20 protein-coding genes and 3 tRNA genes are annotated in these 25,660 nt (G+C 44.9%); 9 read left to right on the top strand and 14 right to left on the bottom strand.

What is annotated here, in order from left to right:
* Nucleotides 1–179: 179 nt before the first annotated feature.
* The 6 genes from hcaD to hcaE form a co-directional block, all read right to left on the bottom strand.
* Nucleotides 180–1,406 (bottom strand): 3-phenylpropionate/cinnamic acid dioxygenase ferredoxin--NAD(+) reductase subunit, encoded by a 1,227-nt coding sequence (gene hcaD / locus FTU87_RS04450; protein WP_180096727.1) that lies wholly within the window; start codon nt 1,404–1,406, stop codon nt 180–182.
* 5 nt (nt 1,407–1,411) lie between these two features.
* The gene (locus FTU87_RS04445; protein WP_074383973.1) at nt 1,412–2,377 is read right to left on the bottom strand and encodes a 3-carboxyethylcatechol 2,3-dioxygenase; all 966 of its coding nucleotides are present in this window, start codon (nt 2,375–2,377) and stop codon (nt 1,412–1,414) included.
* A gap of 114 nt (nt 2,378–2,491) precedes the next feature.
* Nucleotides 2,492–3,307 (bottom strand): 3-phenylpropionate-dihydrodiol/cinnamic acid-dihydrodiol dehydrogenase, encoded by an 816-nt coding sequence (gene hcaB / locus FTU87_RS04440; protein ID WP_180096726.1) that lies wholly within the window; start codon nt 3,305–3,307, stop codon nt 2,492–2,494.
* Nucleotides 3,308–3,309: 2 nt separating this feature from the next.
* A complete protein-coding gene (hcaC, locus tag FTU87_RS04435; protein ID WP_005095433.1) occupies nt 3,310–3,636 on the bottom strand; it encodes a 3-phenylpropionate/cinnamic acid dioxygenase ferredoxin subunit in 327 nt (108 codons plus the stop codon).
* The gene (gene hcaF / locus FTU87_RS04430) at nt 3,636–4,154 is read right to left on the bottom strand and encodes a 3-phenylpropionate/cinnamic acid dioxygenase subunit beta (protein WP_005095432.1); all 519 of its coding nucleotides are present in this window, start codon (nt 4,152–4,154) and stop codon (nt 3,636–3,638) included. Before hcaF ends, hcaC begins: the two co-directional genes overlap by 1 nt.
* The gene (hcaE, locus tag FTU87_RS04425) at nt 4,151–5,518 is read right to left on the bottom strand and encodes a 3-phenylpropionate/cinnamic acid dioxygenase subunit alpha (protein ID WP_100329291.1); all 1,368 of its coding nucleotides are present in this window, start codon (nt 5,516–5,518) and stop codon (nt 4,151–4,153) included. Before hcaE ends, hcaF begins: the two co-directional genes overlap by 4 nt.
* Before the next feature lie 280 nt (nt 5,519–5,798).
* Between hcaE and hcaR the strand changes: the two genes are divergently transcribed.
* Nucleotides 5,799–6,707, top strand: coding sequence for a DNA-binding transcriptional regulator HcaR (hcaR, locus tag FTU87_RS04420; RefSeq protein ID WP_005172878.1), 909 nt, complete (start codon nt 5,799–5,801; stop codon nt 6,705–6,707).
* A 379-nt stretch (nt 6,708–7,086) separates the two neighbouring features.
* Here the strand turns inward: hcaR and FTU87_RS04415 are convergent, their stop codons facing one another.
* The 7 genes from FTU87_RS04415 to FTU87_RS04385 all read right to left on the bottom strand — a co-directional run bounded on the left by FTU87_RS04415 (nt 7,087) and on the right by FTU87_RS04385 (nt 14,904).
* Nucleotides 7,087–7,947: an alpha/beta fold hydrolase gene (locus FTU87_RS04415; RefSeq protein ID WP_180096725.1), complete on the bottom strand. Its 861-nt coding sequence runs from the start codon at nt 7,945–7,947 to the stop codon at nt 7,087–7,089.
* 284 nt (nt 7,948–8,231) lie between these two features.
* Nucleotides 8,232–9,500 (bottom strand): OprD family outer membrane porin, encoded by a 1,269-nt coding sequence (locus FTU87_RS04410; protein WP_100355836.1) that lies wholly within the window; start codon nt 9,498–9,500, stop codon nt 8,232–8,234.
* A 429-nt stretch (nt 9,501–9,929) separates the two neighbouring features.
* Nucleotides 9,930–10,949 (bottom strand): 4-hydroxy-2-oxovalerate aldolase, encoded by a 1,020-nt coding sequence (dmpG, locus tag FTU87_RS04405; RefSeq protein ID WP_004278525.1) that lies wholly within the window; start codon nt 10,947–10,949, stop codon nt 9,930–9,932.
* An 11-nt stretch (nt 10,950–10,960) separates the two neighbouring features.
* Nucleotides 10,961–11,854 (bottom strand): acetaldehyde dehydrogenase (acetylating), encoded by an 894-nt coding sequence (locus FTU87_RS04400; RefSeq protein WP_004278526.1) that lies wholly within the window; start codon nt 11,852–11,854, stop codon nt 10,961–10,963.
* A gap of 24 nt (nt 11,855–11,878) precedes the next feature.
* Complete coding sequence (locus FTU87_RS04395) at nt 11,879–12,676, bottom strand: 2-keto-4-pentenoate hydratase (protein ID WP_005172886.1); 798 nt, start codon at nt 12,674–12,676, stop codon at nt 11,879–11,881.
* Nucleotides 12,677–13,082: 406 nt separating this feature from the next.
* Nucleotides 13,083–13,751, bottom strand: a complete 669-nt coding sequence (locus FTU87_RS04390; protein ID WP_180096724.1) for an HAD-IA family hydrolase — start codon at nt 13,749–13,751, stop codon at nt 13,083–13,085.
* Nucleotides 13,752–13,947: 196 nt separating this feature from the next.
* The gene (locus FTU87_RS04385) at nt 13,948–14,904 is read right to left on the bottom strand and encodes an RluA family pseudouridine synthase (RefSeq protein ID WP_180096723.1); all 957 of its coding nucleotides are present in this window, start codon (nt 14,902–14,904) and stop codon (nt 13,948–13,950) included.
* Between the two features lie 766 nt (nt 14,905–15,670).
* Here FTU87_RS04385 and FTU87_RS04380 point away from each other — a divergent pair.
* From FTU87_RS04380 to FTU87_RS04360, 5 genes are all read left to right on the top strand, one after another.
* Nucleotides 15,671–19,153, top strand: a complete 3,483-nt coding sequence (locus tag FTU87_RS04380; protein WP_180096722.1) for an Rne/Rng family ribonuclease — start codon at nt 15,671–15,673, stop codon at nt 19,151–19,153.
* A 173-nt stretch (nt 19,154–19,326) separates the two neighbouring features.
* A complete protein-coding gene (locus FTU87_RS04375; protein ID WP_180096721.1) occupies nt 19,327–21,168 on the top strand; it encodes a long-chain-acyl-CoA synthetase in 1,842 nt (613 codons plus the stop codon).
* 195 nt (nt 21,169–21,363) lie between these two features.
* A tRNA-Lys gene (locus FTU87_RS04370) sits at nt 21,364–21,439 on the top strand.
* A gap of 20 nt (nt 21,440–21,459) precedes the next feature.
* Nucleotides 21,460–21,535: transfer RNA gene (locus tag FTU87_RS04365), tRNA-Lys, on the top strand.
* Between the two features lie 58 nt (nt 21,536–21,593).
* Nucleotides 21,594–21,669, top strand: a tRNA-Lys gene (locus FTU87_RS04360).
* Nucleotides 21,670–21,860: 191 nt separating this feature from the next.
* Here the strand turns inward: FTU87_RS04360 and FTU87_RS04355 are convergent.
* The gene (locus FTU87_RS04355) at nt 21,861–22,553 is read right to left on the bottom strand and encodes a hypothetical protein (protein ID WP_100357568.1); all 693 of its coding nucleotides are present in this window, start codon (nt 22,551–22,553) and stop codon (nt 21,861–21,863) included.
* 232 nt (nt 22,554–22,785) lie between these two features.
* Between FTU87_RS04355 and FTU87_RS04350 the strand changes: the two genes are divergently transcribed.
* The 3 genes from FTU87_RS04350 (at nt 22,786) to FTU87_RS04340 (ending at nt 25,559) form a co-directional block, all read left to right on the top strand.
* Nucleotides 22,786–23,061: a PspC domain-containing protein gene (locus FTU87_RS04350; protein ID WP_005095409.1), complete on the top strand. Its 276-nt coding sequence runs from the start codon at nt 22,786–22,788 to the stop codon at nt 23,059–23,061.
* Between the two features lie 216 nt (nt 23,062–23,277).
* Nucleotides 23,278–24,063, top strand: coding sequence for a sulfite exporter TauE/SafE family protein (locus FTU87_RS04345; RefSeq protein ID WP_180096720.1), 786 nt, complete (start codon nt 23,278–23,280; stop codon nt 24,061–24,063).
* A gap of 83 nt (nt 24,064–24,146) precedes the next feature.
* A complete protein-coding gene (locus FTU87_RS04340) occupies nt 24,147–25,559 on the top strand; it encodes a DASS family sodium-coupled anion symporter (protein ID WP_180096719.1) in 1,413 nt (470 codons plus the stop codon).
* Nucleotides 25,560–25,660 lie beyond the last annotated feature (101 nt).

The raw sequence follows: 25,660 nt of genomic DNA, 5'->3' as shown, positions 1-25,660 counted from the left end.
AGATTTTTGTCACCTTGCGCCATGTATGGCTCATCTCTCAAAAGTGAGGCATTACCTACGCAAAGTAATACAAACCAAAACTGAAACTTGAGGTAGTGATCATATAGAGAGTATTCGATCAATATAAAAAAACAGACCTATGCAAAACATAGGTCTGTTCCAAGATATCTCAATACAACTTAAGCAATTTTGCGTAAGTCTTGTGCCAGATCCAAATGTTTTTCAGCTTCAAAAGCCGTATTCTTGCTGATCATTTTTTTCAGATGACGCATTTCTTTGGCCGCATTGACGGTAATACCGGCAACGATTTGACCATCGGTCACACCATACATCACAAATGAATTGTCTGCGCCTTTGGCTGCATCCATGTCACCACGAACCAGCCATTGGGTCGCTGCCATATCACCGACAAACTGGAAGTTGATATTGAGCTGATCGGTCCAGAACCAGGCCGGATTGGCTTTTGGATGTTCGACACCCATGACATGACGCGCAAAAATGCCTGCCTGAAGATTGGCATTTTCCCAAGTCTCGACACGGCGGAATTCGCCGTCTTCACGAAGTTGTGTCGCGACATCGCCTGCTGCATAAATATCGGCATTTGAAGTCTGGCAGTTTTCATTGACCTTGATCGCTAGATCAGCATCTAAACCGGCTGCAATGGCAAGCTGTGCGTTTGGCACAATTCCGATTCCATAAACTACAGCATCAGCACGTAACTCTTCGCCATCAGCTAAAGTCACCACAATTTCTTCACCATCTAAACGGCAAGCTGCAACTTGAGTATTTAAGCGAACATCTACGCCTGCCAGACGGTGTTGTTCAAGCAGGAATTCGCTCAGGACTTGTGGCGAACAACGGCCCATGACCATCGGACCCATTTCGATCACAGTCACCTGACAGTCTTTGTAACGCGCAGAGGATGCCAGTTCAAGACCAATGACACCACCACCAATCAGCAGGATACGTTGACCTGCTTGCAATACAGGAACCAATGCCTGTGAGTCTTCAAGGTTACGCAAGGTATAAACATGTTTGCCTAACGCATCGAAGTTTGGCAGACGGCGCGCGGCACCGCCTGTTGCGAGAAGCAATTTGTCATAAGCAACAACATCACCATTTTGAAGTTCAACCGTTTTCGCGGTCGCGTTGATTTGAGTCACGCCATTGCCACGAATGGTGGTCACGCCAAGATCAGCCAGTTTTTCTGCTGACAGAATTTCAATCTTGGTGTCCTCAGGTTTTAGAATCACATCTTTCGACAGTGGCGGACGCTCATAAGGAAGATGCGTTTCATCACCAATCAGAATGATTTTACCTGCGTACTTGTTGCCACGAAGTTCTAAAATCGCGCTTGCACCTGCCTGGCCAGCCCCTACAATTACGATGGTTTCGATGTTGCTCATGTCAATTAACCTTTTAACTCTGCAGATACGATGCCGAAGCCCGCAATCCATTCACTGATATCTTCATAGCAGTGTGTTGTCATGTCGTATTCACCCATTTCGCTTAAGGCTGCAAATGCGGCCATCCAGGAACGGACTTCCTGACCACCACGACCGCCGTCACGACGAATTTCATCTTCTGTCATGGCTTCTAAGGTCGCGAAATCAGCGTTCTTGAAGGTTTCAAGTAGTGCACGATCCCATTCAGCATTTAAAGGAACTGCAACCGAAGTATCGCCTGCTGCCAGTTTCTGACCGACTGCAATGACTTTGCCCTGACGTGCTTCACGTGCTTCAGGCGTTGGATTACGACCTGCAATCAGGAATTCTTCTACTTGTGGTGGAACCGAACCCATTTGCGGTGTGGGTGGATCATGCGACAGACCACCTGTACCTAAAACAAGGACACGCTCATTTTCAAGGTTTAAAGATTTAATAAACTGACCTACAGCACGGCCCAAAGCAATGGTACGCTTGGGGGTTGGCATCGGTGCTGCAGCGCCATTAATAAAAATTGGAATCGTTGGATAACGATCGAGTTTGCCGTCACACAGGAAGTGCAATGGCTGAGTCACCCCATGATCCGCCTGCATACGGTAAGAATATGCAACGTCGACACCTTCATCGAGTACACGTCGAACCAAACCTAATGCTTTGTCTTCAGGTACATCAATGTGATCATTGTCTTTACCATAATCCCAGTCACCCGCAGCTTTGGCACGAATACCGACACAGAAACTTGGCATCAGGTCATAGAAGAAACCATTAAAATGGTCAGGACCAAAGGTGATAATCAGGGTTGGGTCGTAAGCTTTTACTTCAGCAGAGAGTTTTTCAAAAGCATCACGAACGGCTTGTTCTTTACGCTTTTCCTGTGGTGAAGCAAATTCCATTAAAGGACTGTGCGATGCACAAATAAGTTTAACGGCCATGAGAGACTCCAAAAAGGAAGACTTAAATCCTCCCCATCCTTCCTTTAAAAGGAGGGAGATTCTTTCCCCCTCTTTTATAAAGAGGGGTAAGGGGAGATTTTTAAAAGCAGATTTTTATTCGTCAAAGAAACCGGCACGGGGCTGACGTAAGCCACGAATTCCCAGACCGCATTCTGCATTGATCAGAACGCCAGTCAAAGGACGGTTATTTTGACGAGATGCCAAGAGTACGTATGAACCTGTCATATCTTCCGGTTCAGGCAAGAAATTCAATGGCATACCACGTGCAATTTTCTCAGGATCACGTGCATCGAGCAGGCCAATATTTTCCTGACCGAGCGACGCTGCGCCTTTGATATTCACATTCATACCTGACGGTGCAACCGCATTCACTCGTACTTTAGGCGCAAGCTCATAGGCCAATTCTTTCATAATACCCACTCCTGCATGCTTAGATGCAGTATATACAGGGCCTCCGCCAGCGGAGTACAGTGCCGAATTAGACAAAGTAAATATGATAGAACCTTCAGAAGCGATCAATGCATCCAGTGCAGCCTTCGCGCCGAGAATGAGCGACTTGGTATTAATCCCCATAATCTCGTCAAAGGCTTTTTCCAGCTGCTCACCAGAGGTATTGACGATATCGGCATAATGATCCCAGATCCCGGCATTGCCGACGAAACAGTCGAGTTTGCCGAAACGCTCTACAGTGGCATTCACTGCACGAACGTTGTCTGCATAGCTGGCTACATCGCCTTCAATCGCAAGAACTTTACCGCCAAAGTGTTCGTTTAATGCCTCCACTTTTGCTTTTGAACGTTGAAGAACGGCAACTTGTGCACCTTCTTCCAGGAAACGTTCCACTAGCGCCCAGCCTAAGCCTGAACCACCACCGGTAATAAGTGCAACTTCGCCTTGTAGCCAACCCATGATTACTCTCCTGCCATCTCTACATATAATGCGCCGTCTTCAACCACTACCGGGAATGTTTGAATTGGATCAGTTGCTGGCAAGCAAAGTGCCTCACCTGTTTTCAAACAGAAACGTGCAGCATGAAGTGGACATTCCACTGTACCGTCGTCTTCCAGATAACCTTCAGACATAGACGCATTGCCGTGTGAACAGCGGTCGTTCATTGCGAAGAACTCACCACCGTTATTGAATACTGCCAATGCATCAATACCATTCACGCCGCAATCTACTTTTAGCGCTTCGCCTTCGTCTAATTCGTCAACTTGGCAAACAAAAATCTTATTCATTAGAAGAATACACTCAGGTTATGTGAGCTATAGGTCGCTTGATCCAGCATGATCTTACGGTTGAAGATCTGGAAGCCGAGGCCGCCTTCAACTTTACGGATCTTGTCATGGCGTTTACCGCAGTAAATGACAATGTCTTTCTCTTTTTGCGTACGATATAGCAAATAGGTTACATATACGTCGTATTCGCCTTCAACTTCAGCTGGCTCTACGATCACGTTGCTCACCATGTGAGTGGTACGTGATGGAGGCTCTTCAGCCCAAGCCATACCGGTTTCAAGACGTGCGACACGACGCTCTAAAAGGTCTTTGGTATCGTTGAATACCCAAGTCGTCGGTGGCTCAACTGAACGGCGACGGTCACGGGTTTGCGCGTTTGGTGTGGTACGTAGCGTATAAGAAATATCTTCAGCCAAGGTATCCAACCAATCGCGGAATTTCCAGTCGTCCAGCAATTTTGCTTCGCGATACAGGAACTGACTGATTTGATGATGAAGTTCTAAACTCACTTGACTCATTTCATAAGCTCCTTCTCGTATGCGTCAGCTGCTGCTTCAACGTCTTCCCATTTTTCATGGATCAATAAATCTGCCCAGCGGCGGTACATGCCACGTGCTGCAGTTTCAGAGAAAATATAGTTGGTGATCCCCGGAATACCGTCTTCACGGATTTTCTCGTTGCCTTTACCCATTTCCATAATGAGTTTGTTTTGACGGGCTTTATAACCACGTAAAACTTTCTGGATTTCGATCCAGTTTTCAGAGTCATCTTGCTCTAGGAAACCAGCTGGACCGAAAGCACGCGTTGCAGAACGTTCAAATGCTTCTTTCACTTCTTGTGATGCTTCAGCATCCGCAATACAGAATGCCCATACTTCAGTTTTGTTTGGACCACGTGGGTGCCATACACGAAGCGTTGCCGTACCGTTCAACCAAGACAAGGTCGGGAACATGCTGTTATGACCTGCAAGACGCAGGGCACGGACTTCACCTAAACGCTCTTTCACTTCTTCATAAGTTTCGCGGAAGTAGTTGGCTACTTCACCGTCGACCCATACGTTTGCATCTGGTTTCTCTGTAAAGAAGAAACCTGAACCGTGACCACGTGAACCGTACTGAAGTGCATCTTTAGCCGTTTCCCAGACTGGACGAGCCGTTTGTGCAGCACCAAGTTTTTTCGATGCTTCATCATCTGGTTTTGCGCCAAGGACTTGGATCGCAGATGCATGAGAGAACAAGGCATGATACTGGTCAGATGCAAACTGTTCCGCTGCAAATTTCCAGTTACACTCGATTTCCCATTTGTGTACACCACCGATGATTTCTGTACCGCCTGGACGACGGTCAAGTACACCATCTAGATACCAAGCGATATCGCCCATGTATTCTTCAAGATCAGGTGTGGTTTCATCCCAACAAGCGAATACCAGGCCTTTGTAAGACTTGACACGATTCACTTCGACCAAGCCCCATTGCTCTTTACATGCACCTTGTGGGTAAGCACGTTCTTCAAGCGGAATGTCTTTTAAAGAACCGTCAATGCCATAAGACCAGCCGTGGTATGGGCAAGTGAATGCACGGGTATTACCACAGTCTGCGAAACTCACACGCATAGAACGGTGACGGCACTGGTTTAAGAATGCTTTGATTGAGCCATCTTTTTGACGTGCCACGATGATCGGATCTTCACCCATATAGGTATTGAAGAAGTCACCCGCCTTTGGAATCTGGCTTTCATGACAAAGGAACAACCAAGTACGGCCAAAAACGCGTTCAAGTTCTAATTCGTAAATATCTGGATCTGTATAGATAGATGGAGTGATACGCCCATTTTGTGCATCGACTAAAGCGTCGATTTCACGCACATCAATTTTTCCACTCATGAAAAGCTCTCCTGTGACCCATCAAGGCACAAAGTAAATAGACTCAATTCGAATGGATAATGGATTTTGGATTGATTTTGGGGAAATATTTTTTTTGTTTCAATTAATAGCTTTAAGCAATTATTCCACGTGCTTGTTCTGATATTAAAACATTAATAAATATCTCAAGAGTATTTACTTTCTAAATATCAAAATAACCTTCACGACATAGTTGTTTATAGATTATACTTCTATGAAATTATAGTAAGACATTTTTTGGATTACTCTTCGGGCTGATGACATGGAATTACGACACCTTCGCTACTTTATCACCGTTGCTGAAGAACTGAACTTTAGTAAGGCAGCACTTAAACTTTATACGGCTCAACCCTCACTTAGCCAGCAAATCAAAGACCTGGAAGAAGATGTCGGCGTCAAGCTACTCAACCGAACCAAACGTAAAGTGGAGCTGACCGAAGAAGGTGCCGTATTTCTGGAACAGGCGCGCCTGACCCTGGCACAAGCAGACAAGGCCGTTGCCATGGCACGTCAGGTGTCACAAGCCAAGCAGCAAATGCTACGGATTGGTTTTGTTCCGGTGGCCGAGATGAAAATCTTCCCGTATATCTTGCCAAATCTGCGTGTGCAAAATCCGGATTTAAAAATTGAATTGCTCAGCCTGAACAATAATGAACAAATGCGTCTGTTGAAAAAAGGCGATCTGGATCTGACTTTTACCCGTCATAACTTCAATAGTGATGAAATTGAAAGCCAGTTTGTGATTCGTGAGCCTTTGATTTTTATATTACCTAAAGATCACCCATTGGCAAAATACGAGAGAATTCCAGTTAAAGCATTGAATGGTATTGATTTTATTATTCCATCAGCAGAGCAGTCACATACTTTGCATCATGCCATTCTGGACTTTGCCAAAGCCAATAATGTTGAGCTCAACATCGTACAGAAAGCGGATAACATCCTGTTCAATATCAACTCGATTGGTATTGGCTTGGGCTGCACCATATTACCGGGCTATATTGTACCGCTGACCATGGACAATACCGTAATTCGCCCTCTGGACGTGGAACTGCCATATCTGGATCTGTATGTCAGTTACCACAAAAACAACAAATCCTATGCGGTAACCAAATTCCTTGAGCTATTAACCCGGGTGTTTTATCTGGACATTAACCGCGACGAACAGGACTAATGCCGCTCCATCCCCGATCAAGCATATGCCATTCAACTTTTGAGTGGCATGTGCTTTTTTGTTTTATCATTTTTTGCTAAAAAATTTATTTTAAATTCTATTTTTTGATAAAGGATCAATCTGTAGCTCCTTAATTGGTCGCCTGATCTAGGCTAATACTGCCTGTTTTTCACCCTAAACTCCCTTCATTTACAACTTAAGTCTAATAAAAGTTAAGTCAGTTTTTTCTCGGCTTAAATTTAATAACTTGCTAAAAATAATTAGATTTTTACATCAACCTATACAAATGAGAATCATATGCACTTAAATACATTCTGTTCAATATTTTGCCCACAAAAAAAGGATGACCGAAGCCATCCCTTTTTAAAACACGGTAAAATTATTTTACGCCGTGAACAGCAAGATAGTTTTTGATCACAGTATTGAATTCGTCTGCTTTCTCAACTTGAGACCAGTGACCACATTGGCTGAAGATGTGCGCATCAGCATTTGGAACCACATTCAGGATGTCCCAAGTACGTGATACTGGAATGACCACGTCTTGCGTACCATGAATCAATAACACTGGCACAGTAATATCTTTCATTTTTTCGAAATCAAGCGGGAATTCGAAACGGTCACGGTCACGTGCGCCAACTACATCCATCAAACGATTTGATGCATAGTCATTTGCAGCAGAAGCGAAACGTACTTTTACTAATTCATCAGTAATCAAGTCTTTGTTTACAACAAACATAGACAAAGTTTTCTTGATCCCTTCTTCAGTTAATACTGGGTTTGCATGTGCTTTAAGTGCTGCAGTTTGTTTCGCACCACCTGTACCCATAGAAACGATACCCAAAATACGCTCTGGATAGTCAAGCGCCATTTGGAATGCTAACCAACCACCAAGTGAGTTACCCACTAACCAAGTTTTTTCAATACCAAGTGCATCTAACGTACGCACGGCGTGATCAACCCAAGCTCGGATACCATACGCAGTATTCGGTGCAACAACAGTTTGACCATAACCAATCGTGTCGATTGCGATACAACGTGCTTGTTCACCAATTTGAGGTAGGTTCAACCACCAGTTAGCAGCAGCAGATACACCTGTACCTGAACCGTGTAAAAATAGAATTGGTGTACCTTCACCAATTTCGTGGTAATGGGTCAACTCACCTTCAGCAGTTTCAATCCATTTGTCTTCCAAGCCAAAGAACGGATCTGTTTGATAGTCAGGGATTTGAACAGTGCTCATATTACTTCCTCTTACAGTCTTTCGCTTGCGTGTCCCTCTCTTTTCAAGAATTCGACGTCAAGTTGACTCATTAAAATGACTTTTTTACATCCTTATCTTAACCGCTCAAGACGGGTCAACTGATACAAAATTACGATTGCACACTACAAAATAAATATAATTTAAGTTTATGTTTTATATGGTTATTTTAATATCAAAATCCTTATTTATTTTCAGGATTTAGTTTATGTGCAGATAGAAAAACAGCGCTACACCGGATAGCGCTCTTGATCAAGGCAGCAGAATTAGAACTTATAGGTATAAGTGGTTGCTACACGGTATTCCTGAAGGTCTGGTTTTGCTGGATTTGCAAAATTCACATCAATATACATGCCCTGTACGCCTAAACCTTTTAATTTACCTTCTGGCACAGTGTAATTGACGATTGCATTCACTTCATCCGTATTGAAGTTCTGACCTTGATATGCTCCGGTACCTTGCTGATCATAGCCTTTGAAATAAATCGCTGTTGCATTTAGTCCCTTCAAGCCGACTTCAGAAAAGTCATAACCATAAGACACATGCCATGACTTTTCTTCCGGCGCTGTGAAAGTTGCGACTCCCCAGTTTGCCAAATAAGGCTGTGGCACCCAGCCACCCAATGTCGGGAATGCGCTATCACCAAACATTTGCTGGTAACCCACACCGACCGTATGCGTACCATGATTGATTTTTGCAGCTACCGATAATGCCTGGTTGTCGATCTCACCATATAATTTGTCACCCGAATCTGAGTTATCGAAGTAACGTACATGGCTATCAAGTTTGGCTTTTTCACCTAACTTGGTTTTATAGTTTGCACCAACATATTGCTGGGTATAAATATCTTGTACATCGGCATACCAGTAGCTTGCACCAATCTCAGGTGTAAATTGGTGATCAATACCCGCAATGTACATACCATCCGCTTCAGCACCCGTATCATAGAAACTTGGTGGAGCAAATTTAGTTAAGTCGCGGAACTGGTTGTCATAACGGTTATTAATGCCATCAATATACGCAAGAGTTAACTTGGTATCTTTAAGGTCTTTAGACTCTAACCAGGCACCACTATACGTCGTCAATAACTGACGCGATGGATCGAATACCAAGACTGGAGATACCGGCAATAACTCGCCGACTTTCAGTTCAGTTTGTGACACTTTGGCTTTTAAGGTCGCACCAACTTTACCAAAATTATCTTTTTGCCCTTTGCCTGGTCCTTCATGCGGTAAAACCCAGTCAGGATTATTATCACGACCATTCAAACGGAACGCATGCTGAATAAGAAGATCTGCACCGACCTGCACACCACCACCGATATCGTGATAACCCGACTTGGCATCCAGAGTCACCCCTTGTGACCAAGAACCCCAGTTACGTGATGAAGCATCATCTTGATACTGGCGATCTAAATAGAAATTTTTAAATTTTAATTGCACATTACTGTCGTCAATAAAATCTGCATTCGCTGCAGTTGTTCCTAAAGTTGCTATCGCAGCAAACATTGCTATCCATAAGTTTTGACGACGCATCATGAGTTCCCCATTTAACAGATAAAATCTATGTCGCCATCATGCGCAAGTTGATTTAAATAAAAAATCCGACCACAGTATTAAGATTTTCTGCTTTCATCGGCCGATATTTCAGACCTCTCCTCAAGCAACCAATCGCTTAGATTTTAAAACGATTAATTAAAATAAAAAATTGACCAGATATTTAATTCAAACTTTTGTTTCTTCTATTAATAAGAGTAAATTTTTTAAAATCTTTCAGCAGCCATTTTTTATTTATCGTTTTTATGTTTAAGGAAAATATAAAGCCAAAGTAATCGCCCTACAATATTATCACTAAAACATCTCACCCCAGAGTTTTAATATATTAATCAGTCTCATTTAAAATAAAAAAGCACCCAATTTGGATGCTTTTTTATCAAACTTATTTTAATACTGAGCGATTAAAAGTTAAGCTTGTAACTCACGCGCTTTAGACATGGTTAATGCTAAATCTTCAATCATGTCTTCCTGACCACCGACCGTACCACGACGACCAAGCTCCATCAGGATTTCACGTGCAGAAACGCCATATTTTGCTTCAGCGCGTTTAGCAAACAGCAGGAATGAAGAATACACACCCGCATAACCCAAAGTTGCTGCATCACGATCGGCACGGATCGGGTTGTGCATCATTGGAATGACCAGATCTTCAGCAACGTCTTGTACTTTGAACAAGTCAACGCCAGTGTCCATGCCCATACGGTTTGCAACCGCAATGAACAACTCAAGTGGTGTATTACCCGCACCCGCACCCAAACCTGCAGATGCCAAGTCAACACGTACTGCACCGGCTTGTACCGCAGCAACCGTATTCGATACACCCATACCCAAGTTATGGTGACCGTGGAAACCGAGCTCAATGCTTGGGTCCAAGTGTTGACGTAAATGACCAACACGATCGATGACATCTTGAGGAAGCATATAGCCTGCTGAGTCAGTGACATAGATACAGTTTGCACCGTAAGACACCATCTTGTTTGCTTCTTCAAGCAGTTTTTCAGGAGTCGCCATGTGAGCAAGCATTAGGAAGCCCACTGTGTCCATGTCTAACTTACGCGCAGCAGTGATGTGCTGTTCTGAGCAATCCGCTTCTGTACAGTGCGTTGCAACACGAATAGTAGAAACACCAATTTCATGCGCCATTTTTAAATGGTCAACCGTACCGATCCCAGGTAGAAGTAATGCAGAAATTTTTGCATTCTTCATACGTGGTACAACAGCTGTTAAATATTCTTCGTCAGTCGCAGCAGCAAAACCGTAGTTGACGGATGAACCGCCAAGGCCGTCACCGTGCGTGACTTCAATTAAAGGTACGCCTGCATCATCAAGTGCTGTTGAAATCGCAATCATTTGCTCAACAGTGGTTTGATGGCGCTGTGGGTGCATACCATCACGCAAAGTCATATCATGAACAATAATCTTAGACATGTGGTTGCTCCTTAAGCGTCTTTATTGAATACGTGTTCTGCAAACATCTCTGCAGTACGTGCTGCAGCAGCAGTCATGATGTCAAGGTTACCCGCATATTTCGGCAGGAAATCACCAAGCCCTTCAACTTCTAAGTAAATTGACACGCGGTTGCCATCAAAAACTGGACCATTGACAAGCTTGTAACCCGGTACATATTTTTGAACTTCTTTAATCATTGCGTGTACAGATTCAGTGATCGCAGCTTGATCTGGCTCACCTTCTACCAGACAGTGAACTGTGTCACGCATCATCAGTGGTGGCTCAGCCGGGTTGATGATGATAATCGCTTTACCCTGTTTCGCGCCGCCCACTTTCTCAATGGCACCGGCAGTGGTACGGGTAAATTCATCAATGTTTTTACGTGTACCTGGACCTACTGATTTAGTCGATACCGTTGCAATGATCTCACCATATTCAACCGGTTGAACGCGAGAAACTGCAGCCACCATCGGAATCGTTGCCTGACCACCACAGGTGACCATGTTTACGTTTGGTACTTCGCCACCCGCAAGCAATGCTTCAAGGTTGACCGGTGGTACACAGAATGGACCGATCGCAGCAGGCGTTAAGTCAATCATCAGTACGCCAAGTTCATTGAGCTTGCGGCTGTTTTCAGCATGTACATAAGCAGACGTTGCATCGAATGCAATTTTAATATCATCTGCAATCACGTGAGGCAGAAGACCATCCACACCTTCAGCGGTGGTTTTTAAACCCATTTTTGCAGCACGTGCCAGACCTTCAGAGGTCGGGTCAATCCCCACCATCCACACTGGCTCTAACCATTCGCTGCGTTGTAACTTGTAAAGCAAATCCGTACCAATATTACCTGGACCGATCATTGCACATTTAATCTTTTTCATGAATGTACTCTCTTGGAATCTCGATTATTCAGCAGCAAATGCAGCTGTAACAGAACCGAAGCCTTCAATTTCAACTTTGAATTCATCGCCTGGTTGAGCCACAACCATAGGCCCTAAGGCACCTGTTAAGATAATGTCGCCTGCAAGTAATGGACGACCACGGCGTACCATTTCATCTGCCAGCCAAACTGCAGCATTGAGTGGATTGGCCAGACATGCTTTACCCACACCTTGAGACACAACTTCGTCACCACGGGTCATGACCATTTTGCAGTTCACCAGATCAAGGTTTTCAAGTTTTACAGGTTGAGAACCTAAAACGAATGCTGCGGAAGATGCGTTATCTGCAACTGTATCAATTAAACTGATTTTCCAGTTTTCGATCCGGCTATCGACCACTTCAACTGCAGGCAGGGCATAGTCAGTGGCACTGATGATGTCAGCATAGGTATGTTTTTCTTTGGTCAAATCCTGGTTAATCACCAATGCGATTTCCGCTTCAACCTTAGGTTGAATCAGCAGACCTGCAGGAATTACTTCACCATCGCCATAGGCCATATCAGCAAACAACATGCCGAAGTCAGGCTGATCTACGCCGAGTTGCGCTTGAACCACTTTAGAGGTTAAACCAATTTTACGGCCGACCAGACGGCGACCTTCAGACAAAGCGCGCTCGGTATTCACTTCTTGAACGGCATAGGCAATATCTACGTCAGCACTTTCACCACCCAGTTCTGGGCGAATCGGCGCGATCGCAGTTTGTGATAATTCAGCGCTACGAAGGGCTTGTGCAACTGATTCAACAACAGCAGAATTCGACATCAATGTTTCCTTAAACTGCAAAAATTAGGCTTATGCTGAGATCTAAGATGGACAGAAAATATGGACATGATCAGGCCGATAATCCGTCAGGATTACCTTTCTCAGAGCGAGCATAGGAATAAACAGTTTTAGAATGGGAAAAATACGGCTTTTATGCCAATAGTTATTTTATTTTTTGCTATAGCTATTATCTATAAAGAAAATCCATAAAAACCAAGACAAAACAAAATCTTAGTATTTAAAATACATCATCATTTAGCAGAAAAACTCTGCTAATCCGACCGAATAAAATCAACATAATTGTGACTTTAGACTAAAAGATAAGAGCAAATGCTTAAATCTGTAGCGCTCCCCGGCAGTTTTAAACCGGGGAAATACCATTTTTTACTGTAACCAAGATAATATATTAAATCACTTGTTTCCATTGGACTTTAGCCAACAATGCCGCATGTAAAGCGGTCACATCATCCACGATACAGACCGGATTGAATTGCGCCAAAAGCTCAGGTTCATGCACGCCATAGCTGACACCGACACTTGGCATGGCCATATTTTGTGCCATTTCCAGATCATAAGAAGTGTCACCGACCATAAGCGCATGTTTGGCCTGCACACCTGTTTCTGCCAGTATTTCTTCTAACATGAGTGGATCTGGTTTGGAACGGGTTTCACTGGCAGCACGCGTGGTCACAAACAGCTGCTCACTGTTGGTCTGCTTCAAGACACGATCCAGACCTTTACGGCTTTTACCCGTCGCCACAGCCAATTTCACGCCGTGTTGCTGCAAATCCGCAAGCATATGCGCCACCCCTTCAAACCAGGAATCTCCTGATGAGTTGGCAACATAATGATCGGAATAAGCCTGCAAAATATCCGTATGTAATTCTGGTACTGTCGGGAATAAACGCTGTGCAACTTCAGGTAAACCCAGTCCAATAATACTTTTCGCATCTGCATCCGTTAACGGCTGCTGAAACTGCTGTGCGGCAAACTGCAAACTCGCCACGATTTGACCGACTGAATCAAATAAAGTGCCATCCCAATCGAAAATGACCAATTTTACAGGTGAGTTCATAAAGATTTCCTAGATTTGATTCAAGGTTAGGTAGCTTTACCAACTCTCTCTAGCCCTCTCCTTGTAGAAGAGGGCTAGAGAGAGGTTTAATGCCTAAAATCTCCCCTAGCCCCTCTTTAAGAAAGAGGGGAATTCCCTCCTTTTTCAAAGGAGGGTTAGGGTGGATTGAATTTATTAAAAGAAAAAAAATAAGTCTTTACTGAGCCGTCGGCTTATCCGCTTTCTGTGCTCTTAACTGCGCCACCAGACTCTGCATATCTTCCGGCAAAGGTGCTTCAATCATGGCATAACCCGGAATCTCCAGACGCATGGCATGCAGACACAAGCGGCGCGGTTTCGGCCCGTTATAACCAGTTTCATGACCATATTTTTCATCGCCTACTAGCGGATGACCAATGCTCAAACCATGAACACGAATCTGATGGGTTCGACCAGAAAGCGGAGATGCATATACCAGTGTGGCATGCATAAAGCGTTCCTGCACATTCCACTGGGTTTTAGACTCTTTGCCTTCTTTCGGTGACACACAGACACGACGTTCACCATTGGCCAGCTCATAACGATGTAAAGGTGCATCAATCAGCTGTTTATCCAGACTGACCTGCCCTTTTACCACGGCGGCATAGGTTTTTTTGATTTTATGTTCACGCAGCATGTCTTGTAGAGTCTTAAGCACACTGCGCTTTTTGGAAATCATCACCAGACCGGAAGTATCACGGTCAATACGGTGAATCAATTCCAGATACTTTTTACCGGTCGCTGCACGTAAGCCTTCAATCAGGCCATAGGCCACACCGCTACCACCATGCACGGCAATCCCGGAGGGTTTGTTGACGACCATCAGACCTTCATCTTCATAAATCACACGGGCCAATAAGCCTTGTGCCACTTTGTCGGAAACCGGTGCAGCAGACTCATCTTTTTGTTCATAACGGATCGGCGCAACGCGAATCTGATCAGCAATCGCCAGTTTGGTTTCCGCCTTGATGCGTTTTTTATTGACGCGCACCTGGCCTTCACGAATCAGGCGATAGATACGGCTTTTTGGCACACCTTTCAGACGACTAAACAGGAAATTATCGATGCGTTGTCCATCTTGATGTTCATCCACTTCAAACCAAGTGACGTTTTGCCATTGTTGCGTAGAATTCATACAGTTACTATGACCCAAAAAATACTAAAATTGATTAAAAACTGATCACTTAGGTTATGCTTTACACAAGAAACATAAGCTTAGCCCATAGGCAGATGATGCAAGGTTTGATATAGTCAGCGCACGGAAACCATCGTTTGTGGGTAAAAGTTGAATCATTTCAGATTTTTCTGAACTTGATTGTTCAATTAAAGACTCACATGATACGGGAAGGTCCCCAAAGAATTATGCCGACGCCGAAGGCTTATTATATCGGCAAACAAAGCAAACTGTTGCGTTTAATTGTACCTCAGGTACATAAATCAGTTTGTCTTAAAAAATATGTCGCCAACTTTCGTTGGTTTTTAAACGTAAACTGATACACATCAGATTAGTCGCACCCTGAAGACGACTTCAGGCTACAGCGTCGATGCATTGGATCTGCACAGTTTGTAAAGATACGACGACAATTCCGTATCAAGACACTTTCTATAAAGAAGGGATGATCTTCGAGCAATGTGACAGTGAAAGTTACATACATCCAATGCACCGCTCGTCCGCCAGTGAAGCGTTCAGGTGACTTTAATCCGTTTAAAGATTGAAGCCGTATTGCCATCATCAATACGTGAATCAAAACCGAAGCCTATCTATACAAGTAGAAGCCGGTAAGAAAAGACTCAGACCACAATGAAATTCATTGCAGATTTGAGCCATTGATCCGTGATGTGTGATGTTCGCTACGTGTATAGCGATTTTTTGCTGTGTATCACTATAAGGTGTTACACCCATGAAACGTATGTTGATTAATGCAACACATGCCGAAGAAATTCGCGTTGCACTTGTCACTGGTCAGCGTCTTTACGATTTTGATTTAGAGAATCGTACCCGTGAACAAAAAAAATCCAATATCTATAAAGGTCACGTGACTCGCGTTGAGCCTTCTTTAGAAGCTGTATTCGTCGAATATGGTGCAGGTCGTCAAGGCTTCCTGTCGATGCGTGAAATCGCAAACTCATATTACAAAGCCGATCCACGCCAGACCTCAAATATCCGTGAACTGATCACGGAAGGCACCGAGCTTTTGGTTCAGGTGGAAAAAGAAGAGCGTGGCAATAAAGGCGCTGCCCTGTCTACGTTTATTTCACTTGCTGGCCGTTACCTGGTTTTAATGCCAAACAACCCGAAAGGTGGTGGTATCAGCCGTCAAATTTCTGGTGCTGTGCGTGAAGAACTGAAAGAAATGCTGGCGACGCTTAACGTACCACGTGGCATGAGCGTGATTGTGCGTACTGCCGGCATCGGCCGTTCACAAGAAGAGCTGCAACTTGATCTGCAACATCTGCTTGACCTTTGGGCACAAATCCAGAAAACAGCAAGTTCTGGCCCATCTCCAATGTTGGTGCATCAGGAAGCGGGTGTGGTGACACGTGCCATTCGTGACTACCTGCGTGATGATGTTGCGGAAATTCTGATTGACTCTGAGCAAGCCTATAACGAAGCTTATAACTTCGTAAAAGCAGTGATGCCACGTCAACTCGACAAACTAAAAACCTATACCTTAAATGAGCCTTTATTTGCTCATTTCGCGATTGAAAGCCAGATTCAGACTGCCTATGAACGTGAAGTAAAACTGCCTTCTGGCGGTTCGATCGTCATCGATCAAACTGAAGCTTTGGTGTCGATTGACATCAACTCAGCAAAATCGACCCGCGGTAGTGATGTTGAAGATACTGCGCTGAACACCAATATTGAAGCTGCAGAAGAAATTGCGCGTCAATTGCGTTTACGCGATATCGGCGGCCTGGTGGTGATCGACTTTATCGACATGACCAAAGATCGCAACCAGCGTATGGTGGAAGCGAAACTTCGTGAAGCGACCCAGAGTGACCGTGCCCGTATTCAATTCGGTCAATTGTCACGTTTTGGCCTGATGGAAATGAGCCGTCAGCGTCTACGTCCTTCTCTTGAAGAAGCGACTGGCTATGTCTGCCCACGCTGTCATGGTACCGGCATGGTACGTGACTTGCGTTCACTTTCACTTTCAATCATGCGTAAAGTGGAAGAGATTGCGCTGCGTGAACGTCAAGGTGAAGTTCAGGTCGAAGTTCCGGTCGAAATTGCTGCATTCATGTTGAATGAAAAGCGTCATACCCTGGTATATCTGGAACAGACCTCGAATGTACGTGTGACAGTATTGCCGCATCCACATCTAGAAACACCGCATTATGAAATTACCTATAATGCCGAAGGCTTTGCCCCAACCAGCTATGAACGTACCGAAGCGACCCGTTCAAGTGAAAAAGAATTGGGCTATGAGTCTTCTGAATGGCATCTAGAAGAAGAGCAGCATGCGCAACACGCAGCACCAGCGCCTTCACAGCCGCAACAAAACAACGGCCGTAATAACAATAAACGCCGCAATCCACAAAACCAGCCGGCTCAACCGCAAGTGGCACAGCAAGCACCTGTACAGGCAGCAGCTCCAGTGGCTTCAAGCAGCCCATGTGCATGGTTAGAAAACCTGTTTGTACAAAAACAGGCAGCGACTGTTGATCCATCACGTACTGCCAATAATGCTGCAGCAGCGATTGAACAAATGATCAATGGCGGTGCGGTAAGTCGTGGCCAGTTCGGTCAGGTGGCTGCACCGGTTGCACAGCCAGCACCACAGCACGTAGCACAACCTGCTGCTGTATCAAGCAACAATAATGCTTACCTGGCACCATCGACTGTTGCACAAAAACAGGAACGTGATGCGGCAGAAAAACCGGCAGAGCGTGAAGAAAGAGCACCACGTCACAACAAGAAACCGCGCAACCCGAACCCGAAGCACAAAGAACCGCGCGAGCAGGTTCAGTCTGAAGCTCCTGCACCTCAGCAACATCAAGTGCATGAAGAAGTGGTTCAGGTGTCTCGTCAAGAACAACGCCATGAAGCACGTGAAAACAAGCGTCATTCTCGCCGTCAGCATCACAACGAGCCAGCGCAGCAAAATGATGTTCAGAACAATGAACAACAGCCACAACAGGCAATGCCGCGCCGTGACCGCCGCAACCAGCAACGTCCGGAACGCCCAAATCGCCACCGCGATCCAAGTGTTCTGAACGAACAAGCGCCTCAGGCAGCTCCTGCAGTTGTTGAAGCGCCGGCCGTCAATGACAAGCAGCTTCGTGTTGAATTGGTCGATGCACCCCGTCCGGATGTGATGCCAACAGCAATGGTCGTAAATATTGACCAGGCAAAAAGCGAAATCGTGGCATTGAATGACAATGCTACAGTTGCAACGCCAGCAGTTGAAGTCACTGCACCGGCAGATGCGCCAGTTGAAGCGGCTGCAGCTGAAAATGTGGTTGAAGCCACCTTGACAGCTCCTGTGGAAGAAATTGTAGCGACTGAAGCAACGTCTGAAAAAACCCGGGCTAGCAACGATCCGCGTCAGCGTCGTCGCCTGCAGCGTGCAGCACAGTCGCAACAACCTGCAGCTCAGCAGTTAACACCGTCACAAGTGCCAACTTTGGGCCAGTTCACCATTGGTAGCCTGATTCGTCATGTCTATGGTGAAGACTGCTCAGTGCTGATTGAACAGTTTGGTTTATTACCAACCTTCAACCGTGCTTTAGAAAAGTTCACGAAAGAGTACAACGCGAGTCTGGTGGCTGCCGCAGCACCTGCTGCTGCAGAGAAAAAACCGGTCACCCGTGATGTTGAAGTAACGGTAGCCAAGGTTGAAGCAGAGCCTGCTCCAGTCCTGGACCTGAACCCACCAAAACCGGTCTCAGACAAGCGTGTTGCCAACGATCCACGTGAGCGTCGCCGTTTGGCCAAACAGGCTGCGGAACAGGCTTTGCAACAAGCCAAACAGCAGGCAAAAGTAGAAGCCGCGCCGTCAGTTGAAGCTGCGCCAGAACCTGTAGCAGTAGAAGCACCAGCTGAACCTGTTGAAGCAGCTGTAACTGAAGCACCTGTAGCATCGGAAGCAGTGGTTGAAACGACGGAAAATACTCAACCGACGGAACCAGCAACTGAAACCGCAGCACCAGTAGAAGTGACCACTGAAGTTGCACCAGCTGAAGTTCAGGTCGAAGAAGCTGCTCCAGCTGAAGCAAGTGCTGAAACAGAAGCGCCTGTGGCAAAAAGCAAAGATGTGGCAGAAGCGACCGTAGAGGAAGCTGAAGCCAGCGAAGCGGAAAAAGCCGAGAAGCAAGCTGCTCGCCCGCGCCGTCCACGTGGCCGTCCACCGAAAAAAGCCAATACTGCAACTGAGTCATAATTTGCCCAATTGCAGTCACATAAAAAAACCTAGTCATTTCGATGACTAGGTTTTTTTTGCTAGATTTGGTCAAAATAGGTAGATTGCACTAGCTTTTTAACGTTAAAAGATGGATAGCTTGTCTACTGTATATAAATTAAACCTATCGGATACGAAAAACAAATAGGATTCTCATGACCCAAATGAAACCGCACGATCTTATTGGTATTGCAGATGTCGCTGCCAAAATCCCGGCCTTCTTAATCAAAGTGCCTAATTTGCTGACTGGGCTAAGACAGGCTTATTTACGTACTCCGAATACACCGGCCGGTCTGGGTCTGGCTTTTGAAAAAGCTTCACAGCGTAATCCGGAAGGTATCGCTTTGCGTTTTGAAGATCAAAGCTATAGTTATACCGCTCTTAATGCCTGGGCCAACCAGATTGCCCATTTCTATCTTTCCTTGGGTGCCAAAAAAGGTGATGTCGTGGCGCTGATGGTCGAGAACCGCCCTGAACTGATTGCCAGCGTGATTGGTCTGGCTAAACTGGGTGTCACCACGGCACTGGTCAATACCTCTCAAGTCGGCAAAGTGCTGACCCACAGTATCAATCTGGTCAAACCGATTGCCCTGATTGTCGGTGAAGAATGTCGTCATGCAGTCAACGAAATTCGTAATGACCTGAATATTAGCAGTGACCGCTTGCACTGGTTTGCAGATCAAAATACTCAAGCCGATCCGGGTCAGGCACCTGCAGGCTTTATCAACCTGGCTGAAAAAATCGATCTCTCCCCGAAATTCAATCCACCGACCACCCATTCGGTGCAAGGCAAAGATGGGCTGTTCTATATTTACACCTCGGGTACCACGGGCCTACCTAAAGCGGTGATCTTTACCAACGGGCGCTGGACGCTGGCTTATGGCACCTATGGCCATGTGCTAAACCTGAAGAAAGATGATGTGATGTACTGCACCCTGCCGCTTTATCATGCCACAGGCATGGTGGTGTGCTGGTGTGGCGTGATTGCAGGTGCAGGAACGCTTGCGATTCGACGTAAATTCTCGACCTCCTCCTTCTGGAAAGATGTAAAGAAATTTGATGCCTCTGCGATTGGCTATGTCGGTGAGTTGTGCCGCTATCTGATGGATGCCCCTCCCTCTGAACTGGAAAAAGACCATCGGGTCACCCGAATGATTGGAAATGGCATGCGCCCGAATATCTGGGACAAGTTCAAATCCCGTTTTGGGATTCAGGAAGTGCTGGAATTGTATGCGTCCAGTGAAGGCAATGTCGGTTTTAGCAATATTTTCAATTTTGACAATACCGTCGGTTTCTCCCCGACACCCTATGCCATTATTGCCTTTGATAAAGATAAAAATGAACCGGTTCGGGATAACAAGGGTCACTGCAAACGGGTGAAAAAAGGTGAAACAGGTTTACTGATTGGTAAAATTACCCGTCGCTCACCCTTTGATGGTTATACCGACCCGGAAAAAAACAAGTCCGTGATCATGCAGGATGTATTTGGCAAAGGTGATGCTTATTTCAATACGGGCGATCTGGTACGTAATATCGGCTTTCGTCATGCCCAGTTTGTCGACCGCTTAGGTGATACTTTCCGCTGGAAAGGTGAAAATGTCTCGACCACCGAAGTCGAAAATATGCTCACCCAGTATGACAAAATTGTTGAAGCAGTAGTCTATGGCGTTGAAATTCCAAATACCAATGGTCGTGCCGGGATGGCAGCACTGACCTTAAAACCAGATATGCAACTGAATCAAGAAGACCTGCAACAGATGGTCAGCACCTTTAAGCAATGCTTGCCTGCTTATGCCGTTCCGGTGTTTTTACGTATCCAGCAGCAAGTCGAAACGACAGGCACCTTTAAATACCAGAAAAACAGATTGAAAGAGCAAGCATTCGATCCGAATAAAACCGATGAACGCCTGTTGGTTCTCTTACCAGGTGCAACGGCCTATTCTGAGCTCACAGCAGAGATTTTTGCCAACATTCAGGCCTACCAATATCGCTTCTAAGTACTGAAGTTGCCTATTTTTTGTTTAGATAAAGCACAATTGTTCTATTTATAATCAAACATGGGCAACTTTGTTATTTTTTGCTTGCGCTGAAATGAGATCTTGCTACAATACGCTCCATCAAACAAAGTGGTGCTTTAAGCTATTTAGCTTGACTTGCACTATACATTCAAACCTAGTTTGAATGCCGGTTCAGGGCCGTTAGCTCAGTTGGTAGAGCAGTGGACTTTTAATCCATTGGTCCCGCGTTCGAGTCGCGGACGGCCCACCATTTCTTTGATATCCCTTGATGGGCCGTTAGCTCAGTTGGTAGAGCAGTGGACTTTTAATCCATTGGTCCCGCGTTCGAGTCGCGGACGGCCCACCATCATTCTAAAACATCAGTTTTAGAAATCTCAATCAAATTCATTTTGATTACCCAGAATGGGCCGTTAGCTCAGTTGGTAGAGCAGTGGACTTTTAATCCATTGGTCCCGCGTTCGAGTCGCGGACGGCCCACCATTCTTTACTTAGAATGTCTTCTGAAACATCCCCTACACTATTTTCATTTGCTTTCTATCAGCTGCTATTATATTTTCACGCTTGGATTTTAGGCTGATTTGTCTTCAAAACTTGTTTTGATTTTTAAACAGTTATAAATAGTTTTCTTTAATCTAATTCTAAAAAAAAGAGCAGCGCCGTTTCTTATCGCATTATTTTCTAATATCAAATGTGGTGTCTTTTACCAGCTCATAAGCTTTAGAGGGTGCAGGATAGCCGCGATCAAATAATTCACGATTGATTCTTTCCTTTTCACTATAGATTTTGTCCAGATTCATCACCAGATGGTTCGAATCCTTAATCGTATAATAAAAGCTCGCCCCTTCTTTACGACTCACCACCACCTCGGTACGCTCCGGATTGATAAACCAACGGTCTTTGCGATAGGTGATATTGCTGGCAGTGCTACTTTTGGCATTATCAATAAACACTTTGCCATACTGCAAAATGCTGCGATGCACCGTACCATCCGGCATTAAGGTCAAAATAAATTCTGCCTTACCCTCATTGCAGGGCGCAAAGTTACCATCACAGTCGATCTCGGTATAATAGCGGCCGATAAAATCTTTGGCATAATCTGGTACGACGGCCAGATTTGACTCGGTTTCTGCCCGAAGGGTAGCTTGCCCTGCTACCTGAGTTAAAGATTTTGCACTCACCGGCACGACATCAGGCTGTGAATTCGCAGCGGAAATTTTCACCCCCTCCTGTCCTGATTCTGCCTGAAGCTCCTGCTCAGGCTTGACTTGATGGCGATCACAAGCCTGTAGCAAGCCCACTCCCCCCAACATTAGGCCGAATTTAAAAAAACTGCTTAATGTACAACTTGATACATCCAATTTCATTTTAAAGCATACCTAAATTAGGAAACACAGCACATTGTAAGCCAATGAACTTTACATAAGAGTTCAATAGAATTTTCACTATGTTAGTGGCTCTTAAAGCTGGATTTAATCTTTATTAACATTACTTAACGAATTTATTTGCAATCAGCACTTTAAAAATTTTGAAACAACTCCATTTTTGAAGTATGGATCTGTTTTAGGATTCAACCCTATTTTTAATCAGGAGATTTTAATGGCCAATGTTGGTTTATATCGCTCTAACCGCTCAAACATGATTGCAGGTGTGATGGGTGGTATTGCTGAACGTTTTGGTTGGAACGCAAATTTATTACGCCTTATCTTTGTGGTGATTTCGGTCATGAGTGCTGCATTTCCGGGCATTCTGGTCTATCTGGTTCTGTGGTTAATCATGCCAAAAAAGCAGTACAGCATTGAACAGGACAAGGTTCAGCAAGTTCAGGGCTATCAAAATCCTGTGCGCACCGTTAATCAGGATAAACGCTATTAATATGCATCCTAATTTATAGCAAGATGTATTGAAGTGCTTCCTCCTTCACCCAATTTAATGGGGTGAGATTTTGATGCCACGGTAATTCCCCCAGATTATCGTGGCTTTTTTTTGCCTATATTTTTGTTATTTCTATGCTGTATGACAGCTTTTTACTTTATCTTTTAGCTACATTAGCGATAGATTCAATATTCTAATGTTTGAAATGGATGTCAGATGACTCAGGCAGAATGGATGATGCTCTGGCTCTGTGCCTTAGCTGCACTGCTGCATGGTTTAAGCGGATTCGGCTTTCCCATGATGAGTACGGCTGTTCTGTCCAGCGCATATCCGCTTAGCATCGCGGTTACCCTTGTCATTCTGCCCTGTTTGCTGCTGAATCTGATCATGCTGAATGCCGATCCTGCACATAGTCTGTTGAATAGTATTGGCTATTATATAAAACGCTATTGGCCATTAATGCTTAGTAGCCTGATCGGCAGTGTACTCGGGGTCAAGCTGTTACTTTGGCTAAATGAGGCTTATTTAAAACTGTTATTGGGTCTGGTAATTGTATTTTATGTCTTGGACCAGTTACGGGCACGACCCTTACAAGTTAGTCCGCATATTTCCAGCATGCTCTGTTTTGGTTTACTGGCCGGCATTATTGGAGGTGCGACCAATGCTATGGCACCTTTTCTGATGATGTATCTGATGAGTTGCCAGCTCTCAAAGATAGATATTGTTATTATCAGTAATCTCAATTTTATTGCCGGTAAACTGATTCAGCTGATTTTACTATTTCCAATTCTGATCACACTGGAAACCCATCAACAGCATATTCTGATCGGGATCAGCTTATTCGCCCTTGCTGGTGTCTGGATCGGAGGCAAAATACGCCATCGTTTATCTCAGCAGCACTTCAAATGGATTGTCCTGGCTTTACTTTTTGGCTTGGGCCTGTATGCCCTCTGGCAAAGTGCTGGATTATTGCAACAATCTGGTTATAGTATCTTTAAATAGGGTATTTTTTAAACAAAGCAAAATTACAAATTCAAAGCTGATATAAAAAAATGACGTAAATAAAAACCTTGCAAGGAGAGCATATGACTCAGACCAATCTAGCCACCCCAACCAATGCGATGCCTAAAGGGCTGCTCAAAGGCTGGATCCTTATTGTTGTTGCAGCTATTGTGGCCTATAGCCTCTATCTTTATCTGCCCTATGACCAGAATGCCAATAAGGGTCTGGCTCTGCTGGCTTTTATCGGTATTCTCTGGCTGACTGAAGCGATTCATATCACCATTACCGCACTTTTAGTTCCAGTGATGGCGGTGTTACTCGCCATGCCAATGGCCTCTGACGGGGGACTGGTTCCCATCACCACACAAGCCGCTTTGGCCACTTTTGCCGATCCTGTCATTTTCCTGTTTTTTGGTGGTTTTGCGCTGGCAACGGCATTGCATATCCAGAAGCTGGACCGGAAAATTGCCATGTGGATTATCTCCATGTCTGGTGGGCATTTGGGTATTTCTGTACTGGCGATTTTTGTGGTGACGGCGCTGCTGTCCATGTGGATTTCCAATACGGCCACTGCTGCCATGATGCTGCCTTTGGCCTTAGGCTTGCTTTCACATCTGGATGTCAGCAAGGATCGTAAAACTTTTGTCTTTATCCTGCTCGGCATTGCCTATTCGGCCAGTATTGGCGGGCTGGGCACCATGGTCGGTTCCCCTCCGAATGCCATTGCCGCCAAGGCACTCGGCTATGATTTTGCCGACTGGATGAAAATCGGCTTGCCGATGATGTTCATTATTCTCCCCGCCATGCTAGTCAGTTTATATCTGGTACTACGTCCAAAACTAAATCACAAAGTACAATTTGTGACCGAAGATATTCCCTGGACCGGCACCCGTATAGCCACCATGATCCTCTTTCTCTGTACTGCAATTGCCTGGATTTTCAGTAAAAAATTCACCGAAATTTTTGGTATTTCTCAGCCGGATACCTGGATTGCAATTTCGGCTGCCTGTCTGGTGGTAATTCTAGGTACCGCAAGCTGGAAACAGATTGCAGAAAATACCGACTGGGGGGTCTTGTACCTATTTGGTGGTGGTCTGACCTTGAGTGCCATTCTGAAGGATTCAGGCAGTTCGCTGGTACTGGGGCAAACTCTGGCCAATGCCTTTGGTGATGCCTCCCCGCTGATGATTATTTTTGTAGTCGCCACTTTTATTATCTTCCTGACTGAATTTACCAGTAATACCGCTTCGGCTGCCCTGCTGGTACCAGTATTTGCCGCAATTGCGGATCAGATGGGCATGCCCAAAGAAATTCTGGTGATTGTCATTGGTATTGGTGCCTCATGTGCCTTTATGCTGCCGGTAGCTACCCCGCCCAATGCGATTGTTTTTGGAACCGGTCATATCCAGCAAAGCGAAATGATGAAAGTCGGTTTTGTACTGAATATTATGTGTATCTTTATTATTTCACTGTTTATTTACTGGTTCTTCCTCTAAACCAAGTCCAATAAAAAAGCACGTTTTGGCGTGCTTTTTTATTGGCAAGTATCGCTGCTTTTTAAGCAAAATCCTTGCTCAAAGCAGATGCATTAAACTCA

This window comes from Acinetobacter sp. YH12156 (assembly GCF_013418235.1).
Lineage (GTDB): Bacteria > Pseudomonadota > Gammaproteobacteria > Pseudomonadales > Moraxellaceae > Acinetobacter > Acinetobacter pseudolwoffii.
This window is presented reverse-complemented; position numbering and strand designations above follow the sequence as displayed.

Coding starts and splice junctions, on each gene's coding strand:
- hcaD (WP_180096727.1), bottom strand. CDS start 1,406: ATGAGCAACATCGAAACCATCGTAATTGTAGGGGCTGGCCAGGCAGGT.
- hcaE (WP_100329291.1), bottom strand. CDS start 5,518: ATGAGTGGAAAAATTGATGTGCGTGAAATCGACGCTTTAGTCGATGCA.
- FTU87_RS04355 (WP_100357568.1), bottom strand. CDS start 22,553: ATGAAATTGGATGTATCAAGTTGTACATTAAGCAGTTTTTTTAAATTC.
- FTU87_RS04400 (WP_004278526.1), bottom strand. CDS start 11,854: ATGAAAAAGATTAAATGTGCAATGATCGGTCCAGGTAATATTGGTACG.
- hcaB (WP_180096726.1), bottom strand. CDS start 3,307: ATGGGTTGGCTACAAGGCGAAGTTGCACTTATTACCGGTGGTGGTTCA.
- FTU87_RS04350 (WP_005095409.1), top strand. CDS start 22,786: ATGGCCAATGTTGGTTTATATCGCTCTAACCGCTCAAACATGATTGCA.
- FTU87_RS04445 (WP_074383973.1), bottom strand. CDS start 2,377: ATGGCCGTTAAACTTATTTGTGCATCGCACAGTCCTTTAATGGAATTT.
- FTU87_RS04415 (WP_180096725.1), bottom strand. CDS start 7,947: ATGAGCACTGTTCAAATCCCTGACTATCAAACAGATCCGTTCTTTGGC.
- hcaC (WP_005095433.1), bottom strand. CDS start 3,636: ATGAATAAGATTTTTGTTTGCCAAGTTGACGAATTAGACGAAGGCGAA.
- FTU87_RS04395 (WP_005172886.1), bottom strand. CDS start 12,676: ATGTCGAATTCTGCTGTTGTTGAATCAGTTGCACAAGCCCTTCGTAGC.
- FTU87_RS04410 (WP_100355836.1), bottom strand. CDS start 9,500: ATGCGTCGTCAAAACTTATGGATAGCAATGTTTGCTGCGATAGCAACT.
- hcaF (WP_005095432.1), bottom strand. CDS start 4,154: ATGAGTCAAGTGAGTTTAGAACTTCATCATCAAATCAGTCAGTTCCTG.
- FTU87_RS04380 (WP_180096722.1), top strand. CDS start 15,671: ATGAAACGTATGTTGATTAATGCAACACATGCCGAAGAAATTCGCGTT.
- FTU87_RS04345 (WP_180096720.1), top strand. CDS start 23,278: ATGACTCAGGCAGAATGGATGATGCTCTGGCTCTGTGCCTTAGCTGCA.
- hcaR (WP_005172878.1), top strand. CDS start 5,799: ATGGAATTACGACACCTTCGCTACTTTATCACCGTTGCTGAAGAACTG.
- FTU87_RS04340 (WP_180096719.1), top strand. CDS start 24,147: ATGACTCAGACCAATCTAGCCACCCCAACCAATGCGATGCCTAAAGGG.
- FTU87_RS04390 (WP_180096724.1), bottom strand. CDS start 13,751: ATGAACTCACCTGTAAAATTGGTCATTTTCGATTGGGATGGCACTTTA.
- dmpG (WP_004278525.1), bottom strand. CDS start 10,949: ATGTCTAAGATTATTGTTCATGATATGACTTTGCGTGATGGTATGCAC.
- FTU87_RS04385 (WP_180096723.1), bottom strand. CDS start 14,904: ATGAATTCTACGCAACAATGGCAAAACGTCACTTGGTTTGAAGTGGAT.
- FTU87_RS04375 (WP_180096721.1), top strand. CDS start 19,327: ATGACCCAAATGAAACCGCACGATCTTATTGGTATTGCAGATGTCGCT.